27 protein-coding genes are annotated in these 17,975 nt (G+C 61.7%); all 27 read right to left on the bottom strand.

The annotated features are described in order from the left end of the window. Positions 1-11: 11 nt before the first annotated feature. A complete protein-coding gene (locus ACSMDR_RS05340) occupies positions 12-1,784 on the bottom strand; it encodes a phage tail tape measure protein (RefSeq protein WP_436467495.1) in 1,773 nt (590 codons plus the stop codon). Positions 1,785-1,923: 139 nt separating this feature from the next. After that, positions 1,924-2,295 carry a phage tail assembly protein gene (locus tag ACSMDR_RS05345; RefSeq protein WP_436467497.1) on the bottom strand — a complete coding sequence of 124 codons (372 nt, stop codon included), beginning with the start codon at positions 2,293-2,295 and terminating at the stop codon, positions 1,924-1,926. A gap of 2 nt (positions 2,296-2,297) precedes the next feature. Then, a complete protein-coding gene (locus tag ACSMDR_RS05350; protein ID WP_436467499.1) occupies positions 2,298-2,654 on the bottom strand; it encodes a phage tail tube protein in 357 nt (118 codons plus the stop codon). Between the two features lie 10 nt (positions 2,655-2,664). Continuing rightward, a complete protein-coding gene (locus tag ACSMDR_RS05355; protein ID WP_436467501.1) occupies positions 2,665-4,128 on the bottom strand; it encodes a phage tail sheath subtilisin-like domain-containing protein in 1,464 nt (487 codons plus the stop codon). Between the two features lie 2 nt (positions 4,129-4,130). Then, positions 4,131-4,313: a DUF2635 domain-containing protein gene (locus tag ACSMDR_RS05360; protein WP_223954557.1), complete on the bottom strand. Its 183-nt coding sequence runs from the start codon at positions 4,311-4,313 to the stop codon at positions 4,131-4,133. Between the two features lie 8 nt (positions 4,314-4,321). Next, positions 4,322-4,939, bottom strand: coding sequence for a hypothetical protein (locus ACSMDR_RS05365; RefSeq protein ID WP_436467503.1), 618 nt, complete (start codon positions 4,937-4,939; stop codon positions 4,322-4,324). Beyond that, positions 4,936-5,493, bottom strand: coding sequence for a phage virion morphogenesis protein (locus tag ACSMDR_RS05370; protein ID WP_436467505.1), 558 nt, complete (start codon positions 5,491-5,493; stop codon positions 4,936-4,938). Before ACSMDR_RS05370 ends, ACSMDR_RS05365 begins: the two co-directional genes overlap by 4 nt. Then, positions 5,493-5,927 carry a gp436 family protein gene (locus tag ACSMDR_RS05375; RefSeq protein ID WP_103259304.1) on the bottom strand — a complete coding sequence of 145 codons (435 nt, stop codon included), beginning with the start codon at positions 5,925-5,927 and terminating at the stop codon, positions 5,493-5,495. The genes ACSMDR_RS05370 and ACSMDR_RS05375 overlap by 1 nt, the downstream gene beginning before the upstream one ends. A gap of 3 nt (positions 5,928-5,930) precedes the next feature. Next, the gene (locus tag ACSMDR_RS05380) at positions 5,931-6,398 is read right to left on the bottom strand and encodes a hypothetical protein (protein WP_436467507.1); all 468 of its coding nucleotides are present in this window, start codon (positions 6,396-6,398) and stop codon (positions 5,931-5,933) included. Between the two features lie 34 nt (positions 6,399-6,432). Beyond that, the gene (locus ACSMDR_RS05385; RefSeq protein WP_436467509.1) at positions 6,433-6,942 is read right to left on the bottom strand and encodes a tail needle knob protein; all 510 of its coding nucleotides are present in this window, start codon (positions 6,940-6,942) and stop codon (positions 6,433-6,435) included. A 3-nt stretch (positions 6,943-6,945) separates the two neighbouring features. Continuing rightward, the gene (locus ACSMDR_RS05390; RefSeq protein ID WP_436467511.1) at positions 6,946-7,200 is read right to left on the bottom strand and encodes a hypothetical protein; all 255 of its coding nucleotides are present in this window, start codon (positions 7,198-7,200) and stop codon (positions 6,946-6,948) included. Between the two features lie 112 nt (positions 7,201-7,312). After that, positions 7,313-8,212 (bottom strand): Mu-like prophage major head subunit gpT family protein, encoded by a 900-nt coding sequence (locus ACSMDR_RS05395; RefSeq protein ID WP_436467513.1) that lies wholly within the window; start codon positions 8,210-8,212, stop codon positions 7,313-7,315. Between the two features lie 15 nt (positions 8,213-8,227). Then, the gene (locus ACSMDR_RS05400) at positions 8,228-9,166 is read right to left on the bottom strand and encodes a phage protease (protein WP_436467515.1); all 939 of its coding nucleotides are present in this window, start codon (positions 9,164-9,166) and stop codon (positions 8,228-8,230) included. Between the two features lie 349 nt (positions 9,167-9,515). Further along, on the bottom strand, positions 9,516-10,307 hold the full coding sequence (locus ACSMDR_RS05405) for a phage head morphogenesis protein (protein WP_436467517.1): 792 nt from the start codon (positions 10,305-10,307) through the stop codon (positions 9,516-9,518). Further along, positions 10,300-11,868 carry a DUF935 domain-containing protein gene (locus ACSMDR_RS05410; RefSeq protein WP_436467519.1) on the bottom strand — a complete coding sequence of 523 codons (1,569 nt, stop codon included), beginning with the start codon at positions 11,866-11,868 and terminating at the stop codon, positions 10,300-10,302. The genes ACSMDR_RS05405 and ACSMDR_RS05410 overlap by 8 nt, the downstream gene beginning before the upstream one ends. Further along, a complete protein-coding gene (locus ACSMDR_RS05415) occupies positions 11,865-13,454 on the bottom strand; it encodes a terminase large subunit domain-containing protein (protein WP_436467521.1) in 1,590 nt (529 codons plus the stop codon). Before ACSMDR_RS05415 ends, ACSMDR_RS05410 begins: the two co-directional genes overlap by 4 nt. Then, positions 13,454-14,047: a DUF3486 family protein gene (locus ACSMDR_RS05420; RefSeq protein ID WP_042007607.1), complete on the bottom strand. Its 594-nt coding sequence runs from the start codon at positions 14,045-14,047 to the stop codon at positions 13,454-13,456. Before ACSMDR_RS05420 ends, ACSMDR_RS05415 begins: the two co-directional genes overlap by 1 nt. 2 nt (positions 14,048-14,049) lie before the next feature. Further along, the gene (locus tag ACSMDR_RS05425) at positions 14,050-14,181 is read right to left on the bottom strand and encodes a hypothetical protein (RefSeq protein ID WP_265344171.1); all 132 of its coding nucleotides are present in this window, start codon (positions 14,179-14,181) and stop codon (positions 14,050-14,052) included. Then, a complete protein-coding gene (locus ACSMDR_RS05430; RefSeq protein WP_436467524.1) occupies positions 14,178-14,411 on the bottom strand; it encodes a hypothetical protein in 234 nt (77 codons plus the stop codon). The genes ACSMDR_RS05425 and ACSMDR_RS05430 overlap by 4 nt, the downstream gene beginning before the upstream one ends. Positions 14,412-14,428: 17 nt before the next feature. Continuing rightward, positions 14,429-14,725 (bottom strand): VpaChn25_0724 family phage protein, encoded by a 297-nt coding sequence (locus tag ACSMDR_RS05435; protein WP_323094337.1) that lies wholly within the window; start codon positions 14,723-14,725, stop codon positions 14,429-14,431. Positions 14,726-14,736: 11 nt separating this feature from the next. Further along, positions 14,737-15,060, bottom strand: coding sequence for a DUF2730 family protein (locus ACSMDR_RS05440; protein WP_103259295.1), 324 nt, complete (start codon positions 15,058-15,060; stop codon positions 14,737-14,739). After that, positions 15,050-15,292, bottom strand: coding sequence for a TraR/DksA C4-type zinc finger protein (locus tag ACSMDR_RS05445; protein WP_436467527.1), 243 nt, complete (start codon positions 15,290-15,292; stop codon positions 15,050-15,052). The genes ACSMDR_RS05440 and ACSMDR_RS05445 overlap by 11 nt, the downstream gene beginning before the upstream one ends. Continuing rightward, positions 15,292-15,897, bottom strand: a complete 606-nt coding sequence (locus ACSMDR_RS05450; RefSeq protein ID WP_436467529.1) for a hypothetical protein — start codon at positions 15,895-15,897, stop codon at positions 15,292-15,294. Before ACSMDR_RS05450 ends, ACSMDR_RS05445 begins: the two co-directional genes overlap by 1 nt. Beyond that, the gene (locus ACSMDR_RS05455; RefSeq protein ID WP_103259292.1) at positions 15,885-16,199 is read right to left on the bottom strand and encodes a hypothetical protein; all 315 of its coding nucleotides are present in this window, start codon (positions 16,197-16,199) and stop codon (positions 15,885-15,887) included. The genes ACSMDR_RS05450 and ACSMDR_RS05455 overlap by 13 nt, the downstream gene beginning before the upstream one ends. A gap of 1 nt (position 16,200) precedes the next feature. Continuing rightward, positions 16,201-16,782 carry a glycoside hydrolase family 108 protein gene (locus ACSMDR_RS05460; RefSeq protein WP_436467530.1) on the bottom strand — a complete coding sequence of 194 codons (582 nt, stop codon included), beginning with the start codon at positions 16,780-16,782 and terminating at the stop codon, positions 16,201-16,203. Between the two features lie 164 nt (positions 16,783-16,946). Beyond that, positions 16,947-17,414 (bottom strand): Mor transcription activator family protein, encoded by a 468-nt coding sequence (locus ACSMDR_RS05465; protein ID WP_436467531.1) that lies wholly within the window; start codon positions 17,412-17,414, stop codon positions 16,947-16,949. An 89-nt stretch (positions 17,415-17,503) separates the two neighbouring features. After that, positions 17,504-17,974, bottom strand: coding sequence for a hypothetical protein (locus tag ACSMDR_RS05470; RefSeq protein WP_436467533.1), 471 nt, complete (start codon positions 17,972-17,974; stop codon positions 17,504-17,506). Position 17,975: the final 1 nt, after the last annotated feature.

A 17,975-nucleotide genomic window follows, 5' to 3' on the forward strand; every position in this document is an offset into this window, starting at 1 on the left:
TCAAACCCTCCTTACGGCATCAGTGACGGGCCGTTATCCACGCGCACTTGGAGGCCTGGGGCAGTGTCACGGGTACGGACGGTAATGCGATCATCCCTGACGTTGATATCAAGAGTGCCAGACAAATTATCCGGGCGAGGGCTGGCGCTTATGTCCCTGGTAAAAAAGGCCTTCATTTCATCGAACACATCGAGAATGCCGGGGGCTTGCGGGATGCCATTTACCGACATGCCATTGGCCCGGCTGATATTGATGGGTGAGAAATCGGGGATCATGCTGATACCCGCCGCCACGGTACCGAACTGAACAAGACCGGCAGGGCTGAATCGACTAGGCTTGCTGCCCTTGCCACCCTTGCCGGGCTCAGTGCCTGGCATGTCACCGGGTCCCATGCCACCGCCAAACCCACTTCCTGGCATATTGACCACATAGACCGGTGTCGCACCGAGATCGGCCATGGCGCCATCCATCCCACCGGCGCCGCCCTTGCCCGGCTTGGCTGCATCCCAGACGCCCTTGGTCCACTTGACCGCATCGATCCCCTTCTTGACGGCCACCAGGCCGCCGACCACCAGGGCGATGTTCTTGCCGGTCTCCAGCCAGTTCTGGACGGCATCCGGTTCCAGGCTGTTGATGGCATCGGCCAGCTCGGCGATGGGCTCGGCCAGTTGCTGGTTGGCGAACTGGCTCCAGCTGTTGCTGACCAGTTGCAGGCTGGCGGCGAAGTCAGAAGCCGCCACGGCGGCATCGTTGAGGGTGGTGGTCCCATCACCGGAGAGGGTCAGGAACTCGTCGAAGGCCTTGACGTCACTGGTCTGCACGAACTCGGCGATCACTGGCTTCAATGCTCGCTTGGCTTCATCTGTCAGATTCAATCCAGCCAGATTGCTAGAAAGACCTTTTGATTTTTTGACGATCTCTTCAATCAGCACCGGCAGCGAGCGCATGACCTCCTTGCCCTCCTTCAACTGCTCGGGTTCGAACACCTCAATGCCGCCCAGCTGCTTGAGCTTCTTGACAGTCTCAGGACGAGTCAGATCGCGGATGACGGACTCGAAGGCCGTCACCGCCTCGGCGTCAGATCCCACACCCTGGCGGATCACCTGCAAGGCGGCGCCAAGTTCGGTCACGGCACTGGCTCCTTGACGCCCGGTAGCGGCATAGGCCGCGAAGATCTTGGGGCCCTCTTTGGCCATATTGCCCAAAGTGAAAGCGCCTTGCTTGCCCTGCAGGTTGAGGGTGTCGATGGCCCGCATGGCCGCTTCGCTGGAGTCGATAGCCAGCTTCTTGAACTCGGTGAAGATGCCGCCGACCTCGGTGCCGCCTGCGCCGGTCGCCTGGATCACCGCCGCGATGTTGGGCAGGTTGGCGATGGCGTATTCCAGGTCGCCGGTCTTGGTCAGGATCTCTTCAACTGCGGCCGTCGCCTCGCTCGGGTCGATGCGGAGGCCCTTGGTGTTGCTGACTGCGTTGATCTCCTCTTTCAGCTCCTTGGCCTTGTCGCGGCTGATGTCGGCAGCGATGGCAATGCGGGAGATCCGGCGGTCCAGTTCGGCATAACCTTTGACCGTTGCGCCACCCGCCACGGCCGCACCCAGCGCCACATAGCGGCTGCCAATGGCATCGATACCCCGGCCAGCCGCCGCCGTCGACATCTTCAGCATGTTCATGGCCCGCTGATTATTGGCGGCGAACTGGCTCATGCTCTGAGAATATTGCCGTGACTTGGTGGCCAAGTTCCCCGCAAGGTTGATGACAATATCGGTGACGAGTTGCTTGGCCATGGCGATTCCTGTTTATTTTCTTGGCGTGATGGCTTGCTTTAATTGGTCAAAACGGCGCAGCAAGTGGCGCACTGGCAAATATTTCAGCTCGGCTGTGGGGATATATTTGCTCATAGCGAACATGATCCCCATGACCGGGTCAGCCAGCTGAATCTTGTCGCCCCCGCTTGGCTAATTCTTCGGTCAGTGCCATGTCCAACTCCTGGGCTTTGCTTTGCAGCAACCCGAAATCTTCGACATGCAATTTCTTGATCATATTGATGGTGAGCGGCCCCGGTAATTCACCGATATATTCCACCTGACGGCAAAGCAGATTCAGGCCATAGAGCACATCGCTGGTATACGCCACCGCCTTGCCGCTTTGCACCACGACCTTTTCGGCATCGATCTGGGCATCAATCAGGTCAGCAGCAGTCAGTTCGCGCAGGCCGACTTCACGATAAAGGAGCGGCTCGTCGCCGCCCCCCATCGCCTTCAGCCCGTGTTCGAGTTGGAAGGTGATCACGGCCATGGTCAGATCCTTACCGTCTTATCACCGAAGAAGGTGGCGGCGATGTCGCCGCTGTCTTCCCGCAGGGTGGCAGGTTCGTTGGTACTGGCCTGGGTCATCATGTAGCTGACGCCGTTGTCTCCTTCCCAGGTCATGGTCATGTTCTCCATGGCGTTGATCTCCATGACATCGACATCTTCATCGGCGGCGATAACTACCTCGATGCTGGGGCCAGCATACTTTTTGCTCTTCCCCCAAGACCGACCAGGGCCATTGTGCTGGGTACGGGTGTAGCCGCCCGGGTTGAGCACGGCACCCGCCTTGGTTTTGAATTGCTTGCCATTACCGCGAATGGTCACTTCACCCAGGATCATTCCCATGGTGCTCTCCTTACAGTTTGAACTGGATCAGGGCTGCGAAGACGCGCAGCTGGTTGACAACGTCCGGGTGGCAGACGCAGTTGAGGCGGTTGCGATCGCTGGTATCGCGGGTCACTTCCAGGGTCTCTTTGAACAGGTCAAAGTTTTCCATCAGGCCAGCACTCACCCAGCCGAGCGCCACTTCCAGAATGGCCTGACGCATCAGCTCAGGCGTAACCACCGGCTGCGCCGGGTCGAGCAGCGGCAGCACGTTGTCATCGGCCAGCTTGTGGCGCGGGTAACGGTTGGTGACCATGACCTTGATGTCATAGCGCATCTTGCCCAGGGTGGCCGGGGTGGTGATGTCCAGGTAGCTGGGGTCGGCGTCGCCGTAGCTGTTGAGCTGGTACATCGAGATCTCGCGCTCGATGGCCACCACGTCGCCTGGCTGGATCTGGTGGGTGGCGATGCCGGACTTGAGCAGGTTGTTGCGCTCGTCAAAGGCGAAGCGGTCTGCCTTGGCCGGGGCCAGGATGCCGGGTAGCACCAGGGTCTGCAGCGGCCGCGCCGGGTCGATGGCCAGGTGGTATGCCGCGATGCCGCAATAGCTGGCCGCCCACTCCCAGACCGGGCTCGGTGACTTGCTGGTGCCCATGCAGGAGATCAGGAAGTCGTTGCGGGCTTCGCCGAAGGTGATGGTCTCGCCGTAGGTACCCCGGAACGCGGTATAGGCGTTCGCCTCGCTCATCTTGAGCGGTCCCCAACGTTCGAGCAGCTCGTCACGCAGGGTGTTGAGGCTGGTCGTGTCGTTGAACGGCATCATGATGTGGTTGTACCACTCATCGGGCATCGCGCTGATGACGGCAGCCATGTCGGGGGCGCCGGATCCGCCAGTCATGGCCACGGTGGTGATGGTCACCCCAGGCGGCAGCTGCTCGCCGGCGTTGTAGTTGTAACGCAGGTCGATGCTGTTGCCGGTCAGGCCCTTCCATTTCGCGGTGATGTTGACCTTGGCTGTGTCTACCCCATCCACGGCGGCGGTCACCGGCAGGTTCTTGATGGCGGTGATGGCGGCGGTAGCGGCCGCGGCCACGCCCACCTGCACCAGCTGGCCAGCGATCAACAGATAGAGGGTGCCCGCCTGGGTGGCGGGGCCGGTGAACTTGAACGACCCGGCAGCGGCGGCGCCGGCACTGATATCGCCGATGGGCAAGGCGAAGGTGCGGGTGTAGCTGTTGGCCTTGCGGTAGCGCTTGGCAGCCAGCGCCATCATGGAGCCGACGCCGAACAGGCTATCGATGGCCGATTCGCTGACCGGCACCTCGACCACCTGCAGCGGCGTGGCGGTACCGGCGTCGCCGCCCGCGTCAGTCATCTGGCCGAACAGCATCACGTTCTGATCCTGGGCGATGTTGCCGCTCAGGGCCTGGCTGTTGTCGATCTCGATATAGACGAGCGGCACGCGCACGTCATTGGGGATGGTTCCGAGAGCCATGGTCACTCCTTCACTTGCGGTTTCTTGGTGGCCTTGGCGGCCGGTTTCACATGCTCGACATCGCCATCGGCGAGCCTTTTCAGCCAGAAGCTGGTGCGCGGTACCCGCTCACCCTCGGCGGCCAACTTGCTGCCATCCGGCTTGCGGAGGGTCAGCCCTTCTTTCGGTTTCAGGTGCAGTTCCACGGGTGCTCCTATGGGGTGGGGCCAGGCAGTTCGATCATTGCCTCGCAGACGGGGGCGCCATCGGCCAGTTCGGCCTTGAAGTTACAGCGCAAGAAGTCGTCCAGGGTGGCCTCGTCGATGGGGTCATCCAGCGGCCAGTCCTGACGCCAGGTCACGGACCAGATGGCCAGCCCCAGCTGGTCGATGGCGGTGGTGTAGAGATTGTCCGCCCGCAGACCGTCAGGCTTTCCACTGGCGCTGGTACCAACCCATCCACCTGTGAGCATCAGCGCCTTGGCCAAGCGGCAGGCGATCACCTCGGCCCGCTGGTCTTTGTCATAGGCAAACTGTTTTGCGCAGAAGACGAAGGCGACGAACTCGACGGTGCCGATCAACCGGCCGCCCTGGTTCTGCATGGCCACTACCCGCTGGGCGCAGATGCGGATGCCGCCCTCTTTGCCACTCATCCAGCGTTTGATGTCGTCCGGCTCGTTGAAGCGGCCGATGTGGCGCTCCACGGTCTGGACGCGGTCAATCTTGCGATCAGCGCCGGGGCCGGTCGCTTCCAGGTATGGCTTGAGGTACTGCACCACGGCCTCGCAGGCCGAGACGGTGCTGCCGATGGTGCCAAAATCCGGGCGGCTCATAGGCCTGCCTCCTTCATCACGTCTTGCCAGAAGTCGCCGACCACGGCGAGCAGCTCGGTCTGGTTGTCACTGGAGAGCCCCAGGAACTGGCGCTGGGGGATCTCCATCTGGCGGGTGAACGACCCCACCGACTGATACACCGGGAAGGCCAACGCCTTGCCGAATGCCTGGGTGATGCGGCGGATATGGGCTGGCACCTGCACGGTGCCGCTGAACCCGTCTTGATGCACACCGGCATAGGCCAGTGCCGACCCCACCCGCACGCTGTTGCGCTGTACCTGGTATTCGATGCTGTCGAGCAGATCGCCATCGCCCTGCAGCAGGCTCTGGTTGCCGTGGCGGGTCTTGGCGTAGTCCGCCGACCAGGGCGCCCAGGGCGTGCCGTCCGGCGCGGTCTTCTCGTCGCTGATGCGCCGCCGCGTCTGGCTTTCAGCCACGGCGCCGATACTTTCCAGCAGCTCGGCCTTGTGGTCGCTGCGCCCCAGGGTATCGAGCAGGCGCTGATAACGGGCCAGCTCGACGCCATGGGTTGAGACCTCGACCGAGACGGCCATCAGAGCACCCCACGCAGCGAGTCACGGGTGAACAAGCGCTCGCCCTCTTGCACCAGCTCCACCTTGCCGACCGCGCCCTCGGGCGGCATGTCGGGGGTGGGCAGGCCCAGATCCACCTTGCCGGCTGCAATCTCTTTGACCTTGGCAATGGCCCGGTCGTAGCGGTCTTGCAGCAGGTTGGTCACCTGGGGATCACGATCACCCAGCCAGTAGAAGGCGATGACGATGGCCTGACGCTTGAGCAGATCCGGCACGGTCGGCAGCGGCAGCACAAAGCGACGGGACAGGTAGCCGTTGATTTCGTCATCAGCGGCCGTCAGCGCCTCATCGATCCAGGTGTCGTTGAGGGTGTCGGTCGAGCGGTCGAGGGCGAAGTTGTAGAGCATGCCCTCGTCACGGTCGATCAGATCCTGTTTCGTCGCGTAGATGGCCATGGGTTAGTCCTTGGTCACTTCACTGCCAGGTACCACGATCAGCCAGGAGTCCTGGTGAACGCGCTGGGCTTCTTCCGGGGTCAGGTAGCAGCATGGGATCGCGCAGTCGTGGTCGTGCGGCACAGCGGCCTTGTCTTCGACCACAAACACGCGGGTGGGGCTGGAGTGCAGAAACTGCACCTGGCAGCGCCAGAAGCCAGCCGGCGACTTGGCCTTGACATCGAACTGGCCAAGCAGCCAGTCGGGCATATCGCTGGTCGCTGCGGTGGCGGAGGCCTCGGCAGCCAGGCGAGCCTCTTCGGCGGCTTGCTGTTCTGCTGCCAGGCGGGCGGCTTCGGCGTCCGGGTCTACCAGCACGGTCCCGTCTTTGTTCTGTTCGGTTTGCGCTTGCACCAGCTCGGTACCCGTGCCCACTGCTGCCGCTGCCAGCGGCTGGCTTTTGTCGTCTGCCTTCTTGCTGCGAGGTGCCATGTCAATGCTCCTGTAAAGGGTCGATAGAGGCGGTTTACACCGCCGAAATCTGGGTTTGCCTTGTGGCCTGTTCGGCAATCAGCAGCACCGCCGTGGCCGTGAATGAGCCGTTGTTCGATCGGATCACCGGTTTGGTGCCGTTGGTAACAATGCCGCCGCCCGCGTCAATGGAGAAGAAGGTGGCCAGGGTGACGGTGTCATCGGTCACCTGGACATCCCGACTCGCCACCAGGCGGTTGCCATTGGTGCCGATAAAATCCAGCTGCATCGAGCGCTGGGCCGAACCGCCAGCCCAACTGCCGATCAGGTTGAGCTTGAAGGCCAAGCTGCTGTCGCTGTTGAAGGCGTTCAGCTTGTTACTGGTGGTGTTGAAGAATGGGGACAGGGTGCCGAACTGCGGCGCCACAAAGGCCTTTACCCAGGCAATCAGATCTACGTCGGTATCGGCTGCCAAAACTGCCGAGGGGCCAGTCAGCCCGGACCAGAACACTTCGCTCTTCTTGCGCTTGGGCGCCTGGTAGACGAATGCCTTTGCTAATGGCATGGCTTAGCCCTCCGTCACCACCAGTACGCCGCTGCCAGGCAGGGCCATCCGCGCGTACAGGTTCTGGGGGGGATCAAAGCTCCAGGCATCACGCTGGCCACGGCCAAGGTGATGGCCAACCGTCACGCTCGGGGCAGGCAGCGCAGCATCAGTGCGATAGAGCACGATCTGGTTGGTCTGGTTCTCCAGGGTGCCGCTACCGGCTGCGGAAACCAGCACCCAGGCATCAGCACTCAGCGCTTGGGAGGTCGTGGCCATGGGGTTCTCCTGGTGGCCTGGGCTTCGACGCTCGGAAGCTCCACCCAGGCCGGGTTGATAAATGCCTGGGCTTCATCGCCGTGAAGCTCTGCCCAGGCCAGCGGGGCGCCGGTTACACCAGGTAACGGGAAACCACGATCTCGACGTTGTTGTAGTAGATGTTCGACTCGCCATTTTCGAGGAACTCGCGACCGACAACCTTCCTGGCCGCTGCTTCGTTGCTCGGCCCCACCACCAGGGTGGTGGCCATAGTGCCCAGAGGAGTGCCGTTGGACTTCTTCATGCTGGCCAGCTTGGTCTTGGCCGCTTCGAAGTTGGTCGCATCCAGCACAGTCTTGGAGCCGATGGCAGTCTGCGGGAAGCCGAAGCCGTAGCCATGACGACCATCGACCCCCTGGGCCACCATATTGTTGAACCAGGCGTATTCGCTGGTCGCGCCAACGAAGTCCAGGGAAATGGGCTTACGTTCCTGGAAGATCACGGGCAGCAGGATCTGGCTATTGTCCAACAGGAACCAGGCGGCACCGGTATCCGTGCTCGGGGTACCGATCACGTTGGAGAAGGTTGTCGCCGGGGTGGTATCCAGCGGGTGGTCGGGGTCGAAGAAGTTCTGGCCGTCATAGCAGAGGGTGGAGAAACCAGCCGCCAGCAGGGCATAGGATTTTTTGTCCGGGAACAGGCCGCTTTCCTGACCCCAGGCGCGAGCCAGCACCGAATACTTTCCGATCTTGTCATCGTCGAGGTCTTCGCGCTTGATCTTGATCGAGGCTTCATAGGTGACGTTGGGGATCGCATAACCATGGGACCCCAGCTCTTTGAGCATACGGTCACCGACCCATGCCTCGATACCCGGCAAGTCTTTGAGCCAGCCATAGAACTCGCTGGAGCCAGAACTCGGCACCTTGGTGGCAATCTTGTCCCACTGCGGCGTGGTACGGTTGAGCCCTTCAACGAAGGCGGCATTGGAGCCGACGGTCAGGGCTTCGATAATCTGCGCTTCAGTAAAAGCCATGGTCAGACTCTCCGATTAATAGTTGGGTTTGTGGTGGCGGTTGGCCAGCCAGGTTTCAGGACTGACGCCCATCGCACGACACAAGGCCAGTTCGTCCTTGCTCAGGGTCGCGCCCTGTTGCTGGGTGGTGGTGCTCACCTGGCTGGCATCGGCGATGACCGGCGCACGGCTGCACCAGGCTGTGAACTGCTGGCGGCCTGCCTCGGTACTGCAGAGGCCGAGATACATCGCCTTGTCAGCTGGGGCGACCTTGCCTTCGGTGATGGCGGCATCAACCAGCGCATCCACCTTGGACTGCTCGATCGCGGCCAGCGTGGTCTCCAGTTCCAGGGTGCGGTTCAGCGCCAGCTGATGGGTAGCAGCAGGAACAAACTTGGTCGGGTCTTGCTGGGCATTCAGTGCGATCTGGTGCTGTGCTTGCATGGCGTTGATGGCTGTCACTGCCTGTTCGGCGGTGGCATCCTCAGCCAGGCCCAGCAGTTGGGTCAGGATAAGGGGCAGTTTCACAGTGTTATCCTCTTGGTTGTTGAGGGCGGGGACATAGAGATTGGGTTTGTTGGTCAGGCCAGCGCTGGACATCGCCACCACCCGCCCATCAACCGGTGAATAGTCAAAGGCCGGTGAATAGAAGCCATACTTCTTGCCTTCAATCAGCTCACTGCCTTCGGCATTCCACTCCACACGGCCCCAGATTTCGCCGCCGCGGTTCTGCAGCTCGACAATCCAGCCGACCGCTTCGGTGTTGCCTTCGCGGGTTTCGGTGGCGTGTTCAACATCGAATGGCAGTTTCATGGTGAAAGTCGCCACGACGCCATCCGGGTCAGAGTTGTTCCAGCTGCGACCGTCTCGCCCGGTAAAAATCCCGACAGGAATCATCGGCAGCCAGTTGCTTTGGTCTTCTGCCACCATGCGGGACATGTCAAAGCAGATGGCGATGTGGGTACGTTGGTGCATGCTCGCTCCGTCACATAACAACCTCCCGCAAGGTGGCTGTTGGTTGAATGGAACACGGTATGTGTGTGGACGTTGAGAGCATGACGCCACGGGTCATGGCGATGTGAGTGACGGTTTTCGCCGGATGGCGGCATGGGGTAAAGAGGAAGAGATGCCCGGGCGGGGTGATGACCGGACATCAACAGGGTACACAGGATCCTCACGGACGAGAAGAGGGGCCATCCAGCACAGGGTGAGGCGGGGCCATTATCGAGGGTTCGCCACCACCTCACACCATCTTTAAACCACCTTTAAACAGCGCCATATTCTATTTGGGCCAGCTCATGAATACGCTGGTAGCCAAAAACGCTCACAGCGGCGCTGAGAGCGCCTGACGCATGGTTTGCTCCTTGGCTGCTAAGTCGGCATTGAGGGCCTGCTCGCGGCTCTTGCCCGGGTTGTAGTTCCATCCCGGCTCGATCCCCTTTGGCAGGGTCTCCACTTTACCGGTGCGGGTGTTCACCCATTCCTTGGTGCCATCTTCCGGCGCGGCGAACTGATAACCTTGGGTGCCTTCGAGCTTGGCGTATTCAAACTTGCTGATCTGGCGCACCCAGCAGTGACAGCCCCAGCCGTTGGGCGGCATGTGGGTTTGCCACCAGGGATCGTCCACCGGCAGGGTGATGCCGTTCCAGCTCACATGCAGGGCGCGGTGCTCACGGGCCGGGCCGAGCTGGTAGACCAGGTAGGGCATGGCCCGCTTGGTGCGCTCGATGCGCTGCCACTGGCCAGCGGCGCGGGCGGTGCGCATGTTGGTGCGGTAGATGGTCTTGATGCGCCCCTCGCTGCCAAGCTGCACCCGCTTGGTTTCTCCGGTGGCGGGGTCGTCCATCTCCTGGATGCCCCACCACCCAGATTTGACCAGCAGCGGCTTGATGGCGGCCGCGAACTGCTGATAGGTCTGGCCCTGCTCCAGCGCCTGCTCGACCAGGGCCCGCACCTCTACCAGCAGATCGGCGTTGAGCATCTTGGCCACGGTGAAGGCGTTGGCCTGCTCCTCCAGCCACACATCCCGGTAATCGAACCCGGGCTGAATGCCCTTGGCCTTGAACCAGTCCAGCGCCGCCTGGGGCGGAAAATCGGTGGTCTTGGGTTCAGGCATCTTGCGCATCCCCCATGCCGCGCATCCTGAACAGGTAGTCTGCCAGTTGCGGGGTGAAGGTGTAGGCGCCCAGGGTCTCCTGCAGAGTCAGCAGGCCCGCGTTGAATTCCTCAAAACTGGTCGCGGTCTTGGCCAGCTCGATGATCGGGTTCATGAAGTCCTCGCCGCCTACTTCTACCCAGTCGCTCATGGCCTCCTCGGTCAGCTGCTCGATGGCCTGCTCGCTCGGCTGCTGGATCCGGTTGATGGCCAGGCGCTGGGGTTGCTGCCTGTTCATGGCCAGCGGTTGCATGGCCGGCAGCTGCATGGCGCTCAGCGGCTGTAGGGTGGCTTCATCATCGCCAGGGTCAGCCAGCCCGAACTTGTCACGCAGTTCGCTTTCGCTGACTCGCATCCCCCGGTCAATCAGCGGCATCAGGCTATCGACGGTGACCTTGAGGTCTTCCGGCTCCGGCACCCGGATGCAGACGCGCGGATACACTTTCTGCACACCCCAGTTGAGCACGATGAACGGCTTGACCAGGTACTCGTTGATGGTGGCTTCGAGCTGGCGGGCATCCCACTTGGCGATGTCCAGGCGCACTTCGTTGTGCACATTGGCCTGGGCCATGCTGCTGCCGTTCTCAGTGGTCATGGTCTGGCCCAACACCAGCTTGCTGATCTCTTCGTTGCACCAGCGCACCATGCTTTCGAACAGGGTATCGCCGCCGTTCCCCTTCGCCGTCTCGACCAGATCGACCATCATGCTGTCGGGAATCACCGCGCCGGAGTCGCTGGCGATGGTGGCGATGGCGCTCTTGAGCGTGGCGATCTGCTCGGGCGTGGCATTGGGTCCGTACTTGCCCACCCGGATGGGGATGCCGAACACTTCGGCGAACGCCCACCAGTCTCGGGTAGTGAAACTCTTGAGCATGTAGAGCACGGCACACTGACGGGCCAGGCCGTTGCGCCAGATGCTCCCGCTCTTGGATCGCGGCAGGTGGATGATGAACTTGTAGGGCTCCAGCGGCTTGCCCTGGGGGGCATCGTCGCTGATAAGCAGAATCTCGCTCAGGGTGTCGGCATCCGGCCGCAGATAGCGGGGGTCGACCCACTTGTAATCCTTGGGCACCCAGGGATTGACGGTGGTGTCCCACAGGATCTGGCACACCCCCATGCCCTTGCCCAAGCCATCGAGCAGGTCGAAGAAGAGATCCGGCGTCTGGTCGCTGTCCATCAGTCGCCGCACTTCATCCGCCAGTTTCTGATCGGCCGCATCATCGCTGGCCGCTTCCACGCTCGGATCCAGCGATGCGACAGCAAACTTGCGGGTACGCAGCACGCTGGCGTAGTGCGGATCCCGCTCTTCGATCTCTTCGGCCAGGGTCATGTAATCCTGGGGGTTGTTGCCATCGACCACCGAGCGCAGCAGGCCCGCCAGACGCTGGGGGGTGATGGTGCTGGCCACGCTGTTGGGTCGCGGGTTGCGCACGCTGGTGGTGTGGGCCAGCGCGATATCTTCGCCGAGCGCCGGTTTGTCTGGCTTATAGGGATTGCCCCATTTGTCGAGAATGCTGGTCACAGTAATCCGCCTCCGTTACGCAGGCCACGGGTCAGGTTCATCTGCCGTTGCCCGTCCTGGTCTTTCTGGGGGGCACCCACCTTGGCGATGCGGTGCAGTTCGTAAACATGGCTTTCGGCCCGGCTGGCCAGATAGGCCAGGAAGATGGCCACCGCGCTATCGCCGTGGCGCTTGTTGCCATCACTGCCCTGGGTGCGGCTGTCGTCAATGCCGGGGGTGCCCCGGTAGATCTGGATCTGCCCCAGGTCGGTGATGATGTCTTCGTGCTTGGGCAGCTCCAGCTCGTCATCTTCAAACGCCGCTTTGAAGCGCGGCATGTTCTCCCGGTAGAAGCCGACCGACAGCATCACCTGCACCACCTCTTGGCCGTAGCGATAGGCGGCCTGTTCGGCCAGGTACTGGCCATTGCCACGGGCATCGAGCCAGATGCCATCCCGGCGCGGCAGGCGATCACAGATGAAATAGAGCGCCTGCTCCTGCTGCTTGAACGGGGTGTTCTTCAGCTCGACGGTGAAGGGCACCCGGCGACGGGTATCCGGCAGCACCTGGATCGGGGCGAATACCGTCAGGTCACCCGAGCGGGCGAAGTCTTCGCCCAGGGCGTGGCGATGGCTGCGATCAAGCTTCATCAGTTCGGGGAAGACCTCGGCCTCCAGCCACTCCTGCATCTCGGCGTTGCGCTCCGATTCGCTGGCGCTGTTGAAGGCGGCCGAGCCGGTAAAGCGCAGCACCGGCCCCTCGACCCGGCAGGCCCTCTCGCGTAGGCCACGGGGCAAGTAGGCACCGCCGCCGCTCTTGGGCTCGCAGTAATACTCCTCCCGCGCATCTTCTTCGGTGGCGGTGTCGCGCAGCAGATTGCGCAGCCACTCGTCCTGCAGCTCTTGGGTCCACGTCTTCTTGGTGACCTGGCAGATGCGCTGATAGAGCCCCTCATTGATGGCCGTCTCGATGTCGATGCGGTGCACGCTGAACCGCTTCTTACCGGCGCGGCTATCCATGATCAGGGTGTTGAACAGGTTCTCGATGCCGTTGTGGGTCGAGATGATGCGCACCTTGCTGCCCCACATGGTCAGCGCCAGCGCAGCCTTGAGGATGGCGGCCAGGTCTTTGTGGAAGGCGCCTTCATCGATCACCACGTTGCCCTGCATCCCCCGCAAGTTGCTGGGGTTCGAGCTGAGCGCCTTGATCTTGAAGCCGCTGGCGAAGTTGATGACATAGACCAGGATGTCTTTGTCTTCGTTCCCCAGCGCCTCTTCGCCCACCTCGCTGGCGGCGCAGTTGTAGGCGCGGGCCCACATGGCGCAGGCGTCGATAAACTCGCGGGCCATGTCCTTGGTGGTGCCGACATAGAAGGTATCGCAGCCGCCGGCGCTGGCGGCCATGGAGCCGTTCAGTGCGGCATCGGCCGCCTCTGCCCAGGTAAGGCCGGTTCGCCGGCTCTTCTCGGCGATCTTGAGCGGCGAGGTGTCGGCAATCCAGCGCTTCTGATAGGGCAGCAGCACCTCGTTGGGATCGAACTGGCCGCCAATGATGGCGGCCGCGGATTGGTTGCGCAGGGCATTTTCAGCCGGTGTCAGGTGGTTCATCACGCTATCCCCAGGATCTTGTTGCGGATGTCGGCGGCCGTCTCTGCAGATACCCCGGCCTGGGTCACAATCTTCTCGGCAGCGGTGGCGGCCTCGGCGGCGAACGCGGCGCGGATCTCTTTCTCCAGCTTCTGGTTCAAGATGGATGACTGAGAGATCCGCTGATAGGCAAGGGCCAACTGGTTGAACTGCTTGATGTCGATCATCTCGCCGTCTTCCGTTGCCTCCATCAACGCCATGGAGGTTTCCCAGGCCATGGTCTTCATGTTCTCGGCCATCAGGTTGCCGATCTGACTGGTTGGGGCATCCCCCAGTTTTGACGTCAGCACTTCGGCCATTTCTCTCGCCTTGGCGATGCGGCTACCTGCTGCCTCCACCTGCTTCGAATAACGGTTCAAGCCGGTGCGGCTGATCTGCTCTTCCGGCGGCAGGCCGGCTTCCAGGATCAACTGATTGACTTCGGCCAGAATGGCTTTCTGCGACATGTCTCCAGAGCGCAGCATGGCCGCCAGTTGGCTGCGAATATCGGCTGGCAACTGCTGGATCTTGCTCTTGGTGTTCTTGGTCTTTCTGTTCTGGTTATGAGCGGTCATGGTTACCCCAGCAGCTTGTCAACGAGCGGGGCGGTGCAGCCCCAGAGCGCATGGACCGGATCGCCCACGATGGGCAGGGCCAGCAGGTAACCCACGGCCATCATCGCGGCGATATCCAGCAGGCGGGCTTTCATGCGTGACCCAGCCTGCGAGCGCGGCGGGTGGCCCGTTTGGCCTTGGCCAAGCGCTGGGCCCGCTTGACGGACGGCAGCCCGCCATTGAAGGCGTTGCGGGAGTGCTTGGCTTGCTCCCCTTTCCGAATGATGGTGTCGATGGGCGTGATACCGGGGTCGGCACGGCTGTTGCTCAACATGAAACTCAAACCGCCCAGCATCAGCCCCACCAGGGCGCTTTTCATTTTCATCAGCAGCTCCCTCATGGTCACACCGGACGCGGTTTCTTGACGCCATCGACCACGGCTTGGCCAGTGGCCACGTCGTCACCCCGGCCGGTCAGCTTGGCCACCAGGGTCTTGCCCACCTCTTCGACGGTCAGCAGGCCCTGTTCCTCCAACCAGCGGATATGGTTGCGCACCACATCGCGGCTGCAGCTGTGGCCATACTCTTCCAGGCACGAATCCAGAATCGATTCGTTGGCCGAGTAGCCGGCCATTTCCCGCAAGCTGCGCAGGATCAGCAGGCGCTGATCCGACACCACAAATTCTCTCATCGACGTCATATAACCCCCGTTTATTTCTCGTTTAAACGCTGTTCAAGCAGCAGGTTGATCTGGTGATTGGTGGGCTTGAGCTGGGCGGTGAGCGCCTTGATGTCCCCCCGTAATCCTTCGAGCTGAATGCCCAGCTCATAGAACTGCTCCTGGGTCGGCAGGTTGTCGACGCGACTTTCGAGGCTGGTAACGCGGGTGGTCAGCTCGTCCATGGCAGTGCTCACTTCTTTCAGTTCTTCGCGGCGGGCAAAGGTCTTGCTCAGCCACAACATGACGACGGTGGCCAGAATCGCCACCCCGGTGGTGATGACGCCCCACCACTTCGGGATCCAGTCAAACTCCATGGCGATGCCTCCCCAGTGTCTCTTGCCAGCTTTGGCAGGGGACGCAGCGCACGGCGTCGGGCGCTGCCTCCAGCCGGTCGCTGGCAATCTGTTCCCCACAGCTCAGGCAGAAGCGGTTGCCGGCGGCGTCCTGGTCTGGGGTTTCGGTACGGCGCTTGGCAAGCTGGTTGGCCAGGTCGCGGTCGCGGGTCTCTTGTTCTTGTTGTTGGGCACGGTCAAACAGGTTGGTCATCAGCGCCTCGTCAGCAGTTTGGAGACGGCACCGGTCACGGCGGATTGCACCTTCTGGCCACTGCTCTTGGGATGCGGGGCGAAGCCGTCCAGGGTGCGCAAGCCGAGATAGGCCCAGGCGGGGGTGCTGAGCATGGCGACCATGCTGAGATCGGCACCGGTGCCTAAGTCGGCGACGGCCAGCCCCTCGAACGCCAGCACATAGAGGGCGGTGACATACCAGGACTGGCGGGCCATCAGCGGCCGGGTGTTGCGCACATAGGTGTCGGTGGCGCCGTCGCCGCTGCGGATGGTCTCCTGGGTTTCGTGCTGCTCGCTCTGCTTGTCGGCCAGTTGCAGCTCCATGCGGCGGGTCTGCTCCTTCTCCATCTCGGCCCTGAGCTTATCCAGCTCGAGCAATACGACCGGATCGGTGATGCGGCCGAGTTGTTCTTCGATGCTGGCCTGCTGCTGGGCAGCGGTCAGGTTGATGCCTGATACCTGCTCGACCAGGTCGGCCACCTTGTTGGCGGTGGCGCTGCCGCCAAACATGCCGGCGATCCCACGGATCAAGGCTGGGCCCTGCTGCACCGCGAGGGCGGCCAGGGCTGGGATTAACGGGAGCATGGGGATTCCTTATTGGCGGGGTCGGCGAACAGCGCACGCAGGCGGGCGCAGTGTTCGGCCACCTTGCTGTTGCCGGTGGTGAGGATCTTGAAACGATGCTTGTTGCGGGACTCATACACCTCGGCAGGGGTGACCGAGCGCCAGCCCTTGGCGAACTGGGATTGCATGGTGCCGTCATGGCTATGGAACGGCACGGCGCGATCGACATCGCACTCGGCGATACCCTGCTCGGCGGCCTCTCGCTCCAGCTTGAGCCGCTGTTCGCGGCCATGGTCGAAACTCCATTGCCAGTTTCGGCCCATGTCAGGCCACCTTGCGATAGTCAGGGTTGGAACTGCCTTCGACCACCTGCCAGCAGGCATCTGACAGGTGCGCCAGCCGGTTGTGCCAACCTTCGAAGAAGCGGCCCTGGGAAGGGTTCTTGATAAGGATGCGGCCATAGAAGCGGGCGCGGCGTAGCAGCAGACGGGCCAGCACCCACTCGGGATCCATGCTGGCAATCGCTGCCTTGGTCTTGGGGCCGATGATGCCGTCACCCTTAACGCCCATGACTTCCTGCAGCATCTTGACCGAGCTGAGCCAGCCATGCTGGACGGCACCATCAAACACGGCTAGCGATATACCGACTGGCAATTCTGCGCAGTAGGCCTGACGCCAGTAATCGCGGTGATAGAGGAAGATGATCCGGTCAAGAGACAAATTCTTGATGTCTTCGTTGGGGTAGGCGCGCTTGCTGATGCCGGCTTTGGTCTCACCGCCCCGGTCTTTGGGGTCGTTGACATAGCCCATATCGGGGCGCAGCCCGCCTTCTTTATCCAGCACGAAATGGATCGCATGCTGGAATGCCAGGCTATATGGCTGAGTAAATTGGATGACGTTCGACATATCCACCTCACGGTTAATATGTCGAGTGTGCGTGAGCGTGGTAAATGGTTGAGAGTGACGGATTTCGCCATGAAATAACAAATGGCCAACGGGCCCTTTGTCTATTTCGATATGGTGCTGGGTGATATGCGGGTCATATTGCCGTGAATTTCACGAACGTCAAATTAATATAAACGTCCGTGCTTTTTGATTAATGCCGGGGCGGCTTGTTCCGTGCCGGCAAACAGATCGCGCTGACGGGAACGGGCTTCGAGTTTGCGCATCCTGGCCAGGATATATTGGATCTCCCGCATCGATACCTTGAACTGGCGCGACAGCTCATAGGTGTTGTTGCCGGTGAAGGCCTTCCAGACCATCATGCTGCGCACCATCACCTCGATACTCTTGCCCCGGGGCAGATAGAAGCGGGCACCGCCGAAGGTCTGAACGATTTCCGACAGCAGGATCACCGACAGGGATTTATCATCCCGGTGCTGCTCGACGGTGCGCTCGATCAGGGTGTAGAGATCCCGCAGGGTTTCCGGCCAGGCGGCCTCCGCATCTTCATCCAGCAGGCGGTCAAGATGATGGCTCACCTCGTTCTTGCCCACTGCTTCACCAAACATCTCGATCTGCTCTTCGCGATTGCTCATGGCCGCTCCCTCCCGGATAAAACAACACCCAGCATGGCTGGGTGTTGAGATCATAACCTCCTGGATCGGGGCTCCCAAGGGGCAGGCTATCACTCCAGGGTGACGATGATCTGGTCCTTGTCGCTGCTGTACCAGGTGACCCGATAGGGTTGGATGCTCCCGGCCACGGTGGCATTGCACTGGCGAACGTCACCGAAGTCGGCGCTTTCCAGACGCTGCGCCGGGTTGGTGATCGCCATACCGGGCAACAGGCGGCCCAGCACCTCGGTCACTTCTGGCGAGGAGCACGCGGGCAAGGCCTCCTGCCGCATGGCATTTAAGGTGGTAGCGCCAACCAGCACCACCACAAGCGCCAACCCGACCCAGCGATTACTCGGCGCGGGTGCCTTGTCAGCGGGTGCCAGCTTGTTGCGCTTGTAGAGGTAGAACGGGAACGCGATGAACCAGATCACCGCCACGAACACCGCCCACCCTGCCGGATTGCGGGCCCCCTTCTTGTGTGAATCGAACAGCACCCAAACCGCGCAGGCCAGCACCACCAAACCGATCAATAACGTCATA

The organism is Aeromonas molluscorum (genome assembly GCF_051376105.1).
Lineage (GTDB): Bacteria > Pseudomonadota > Gammaproteobacteria > Enterobacterales > Aeromonadaceae > Aeromonas > Aeromonas molluscorum.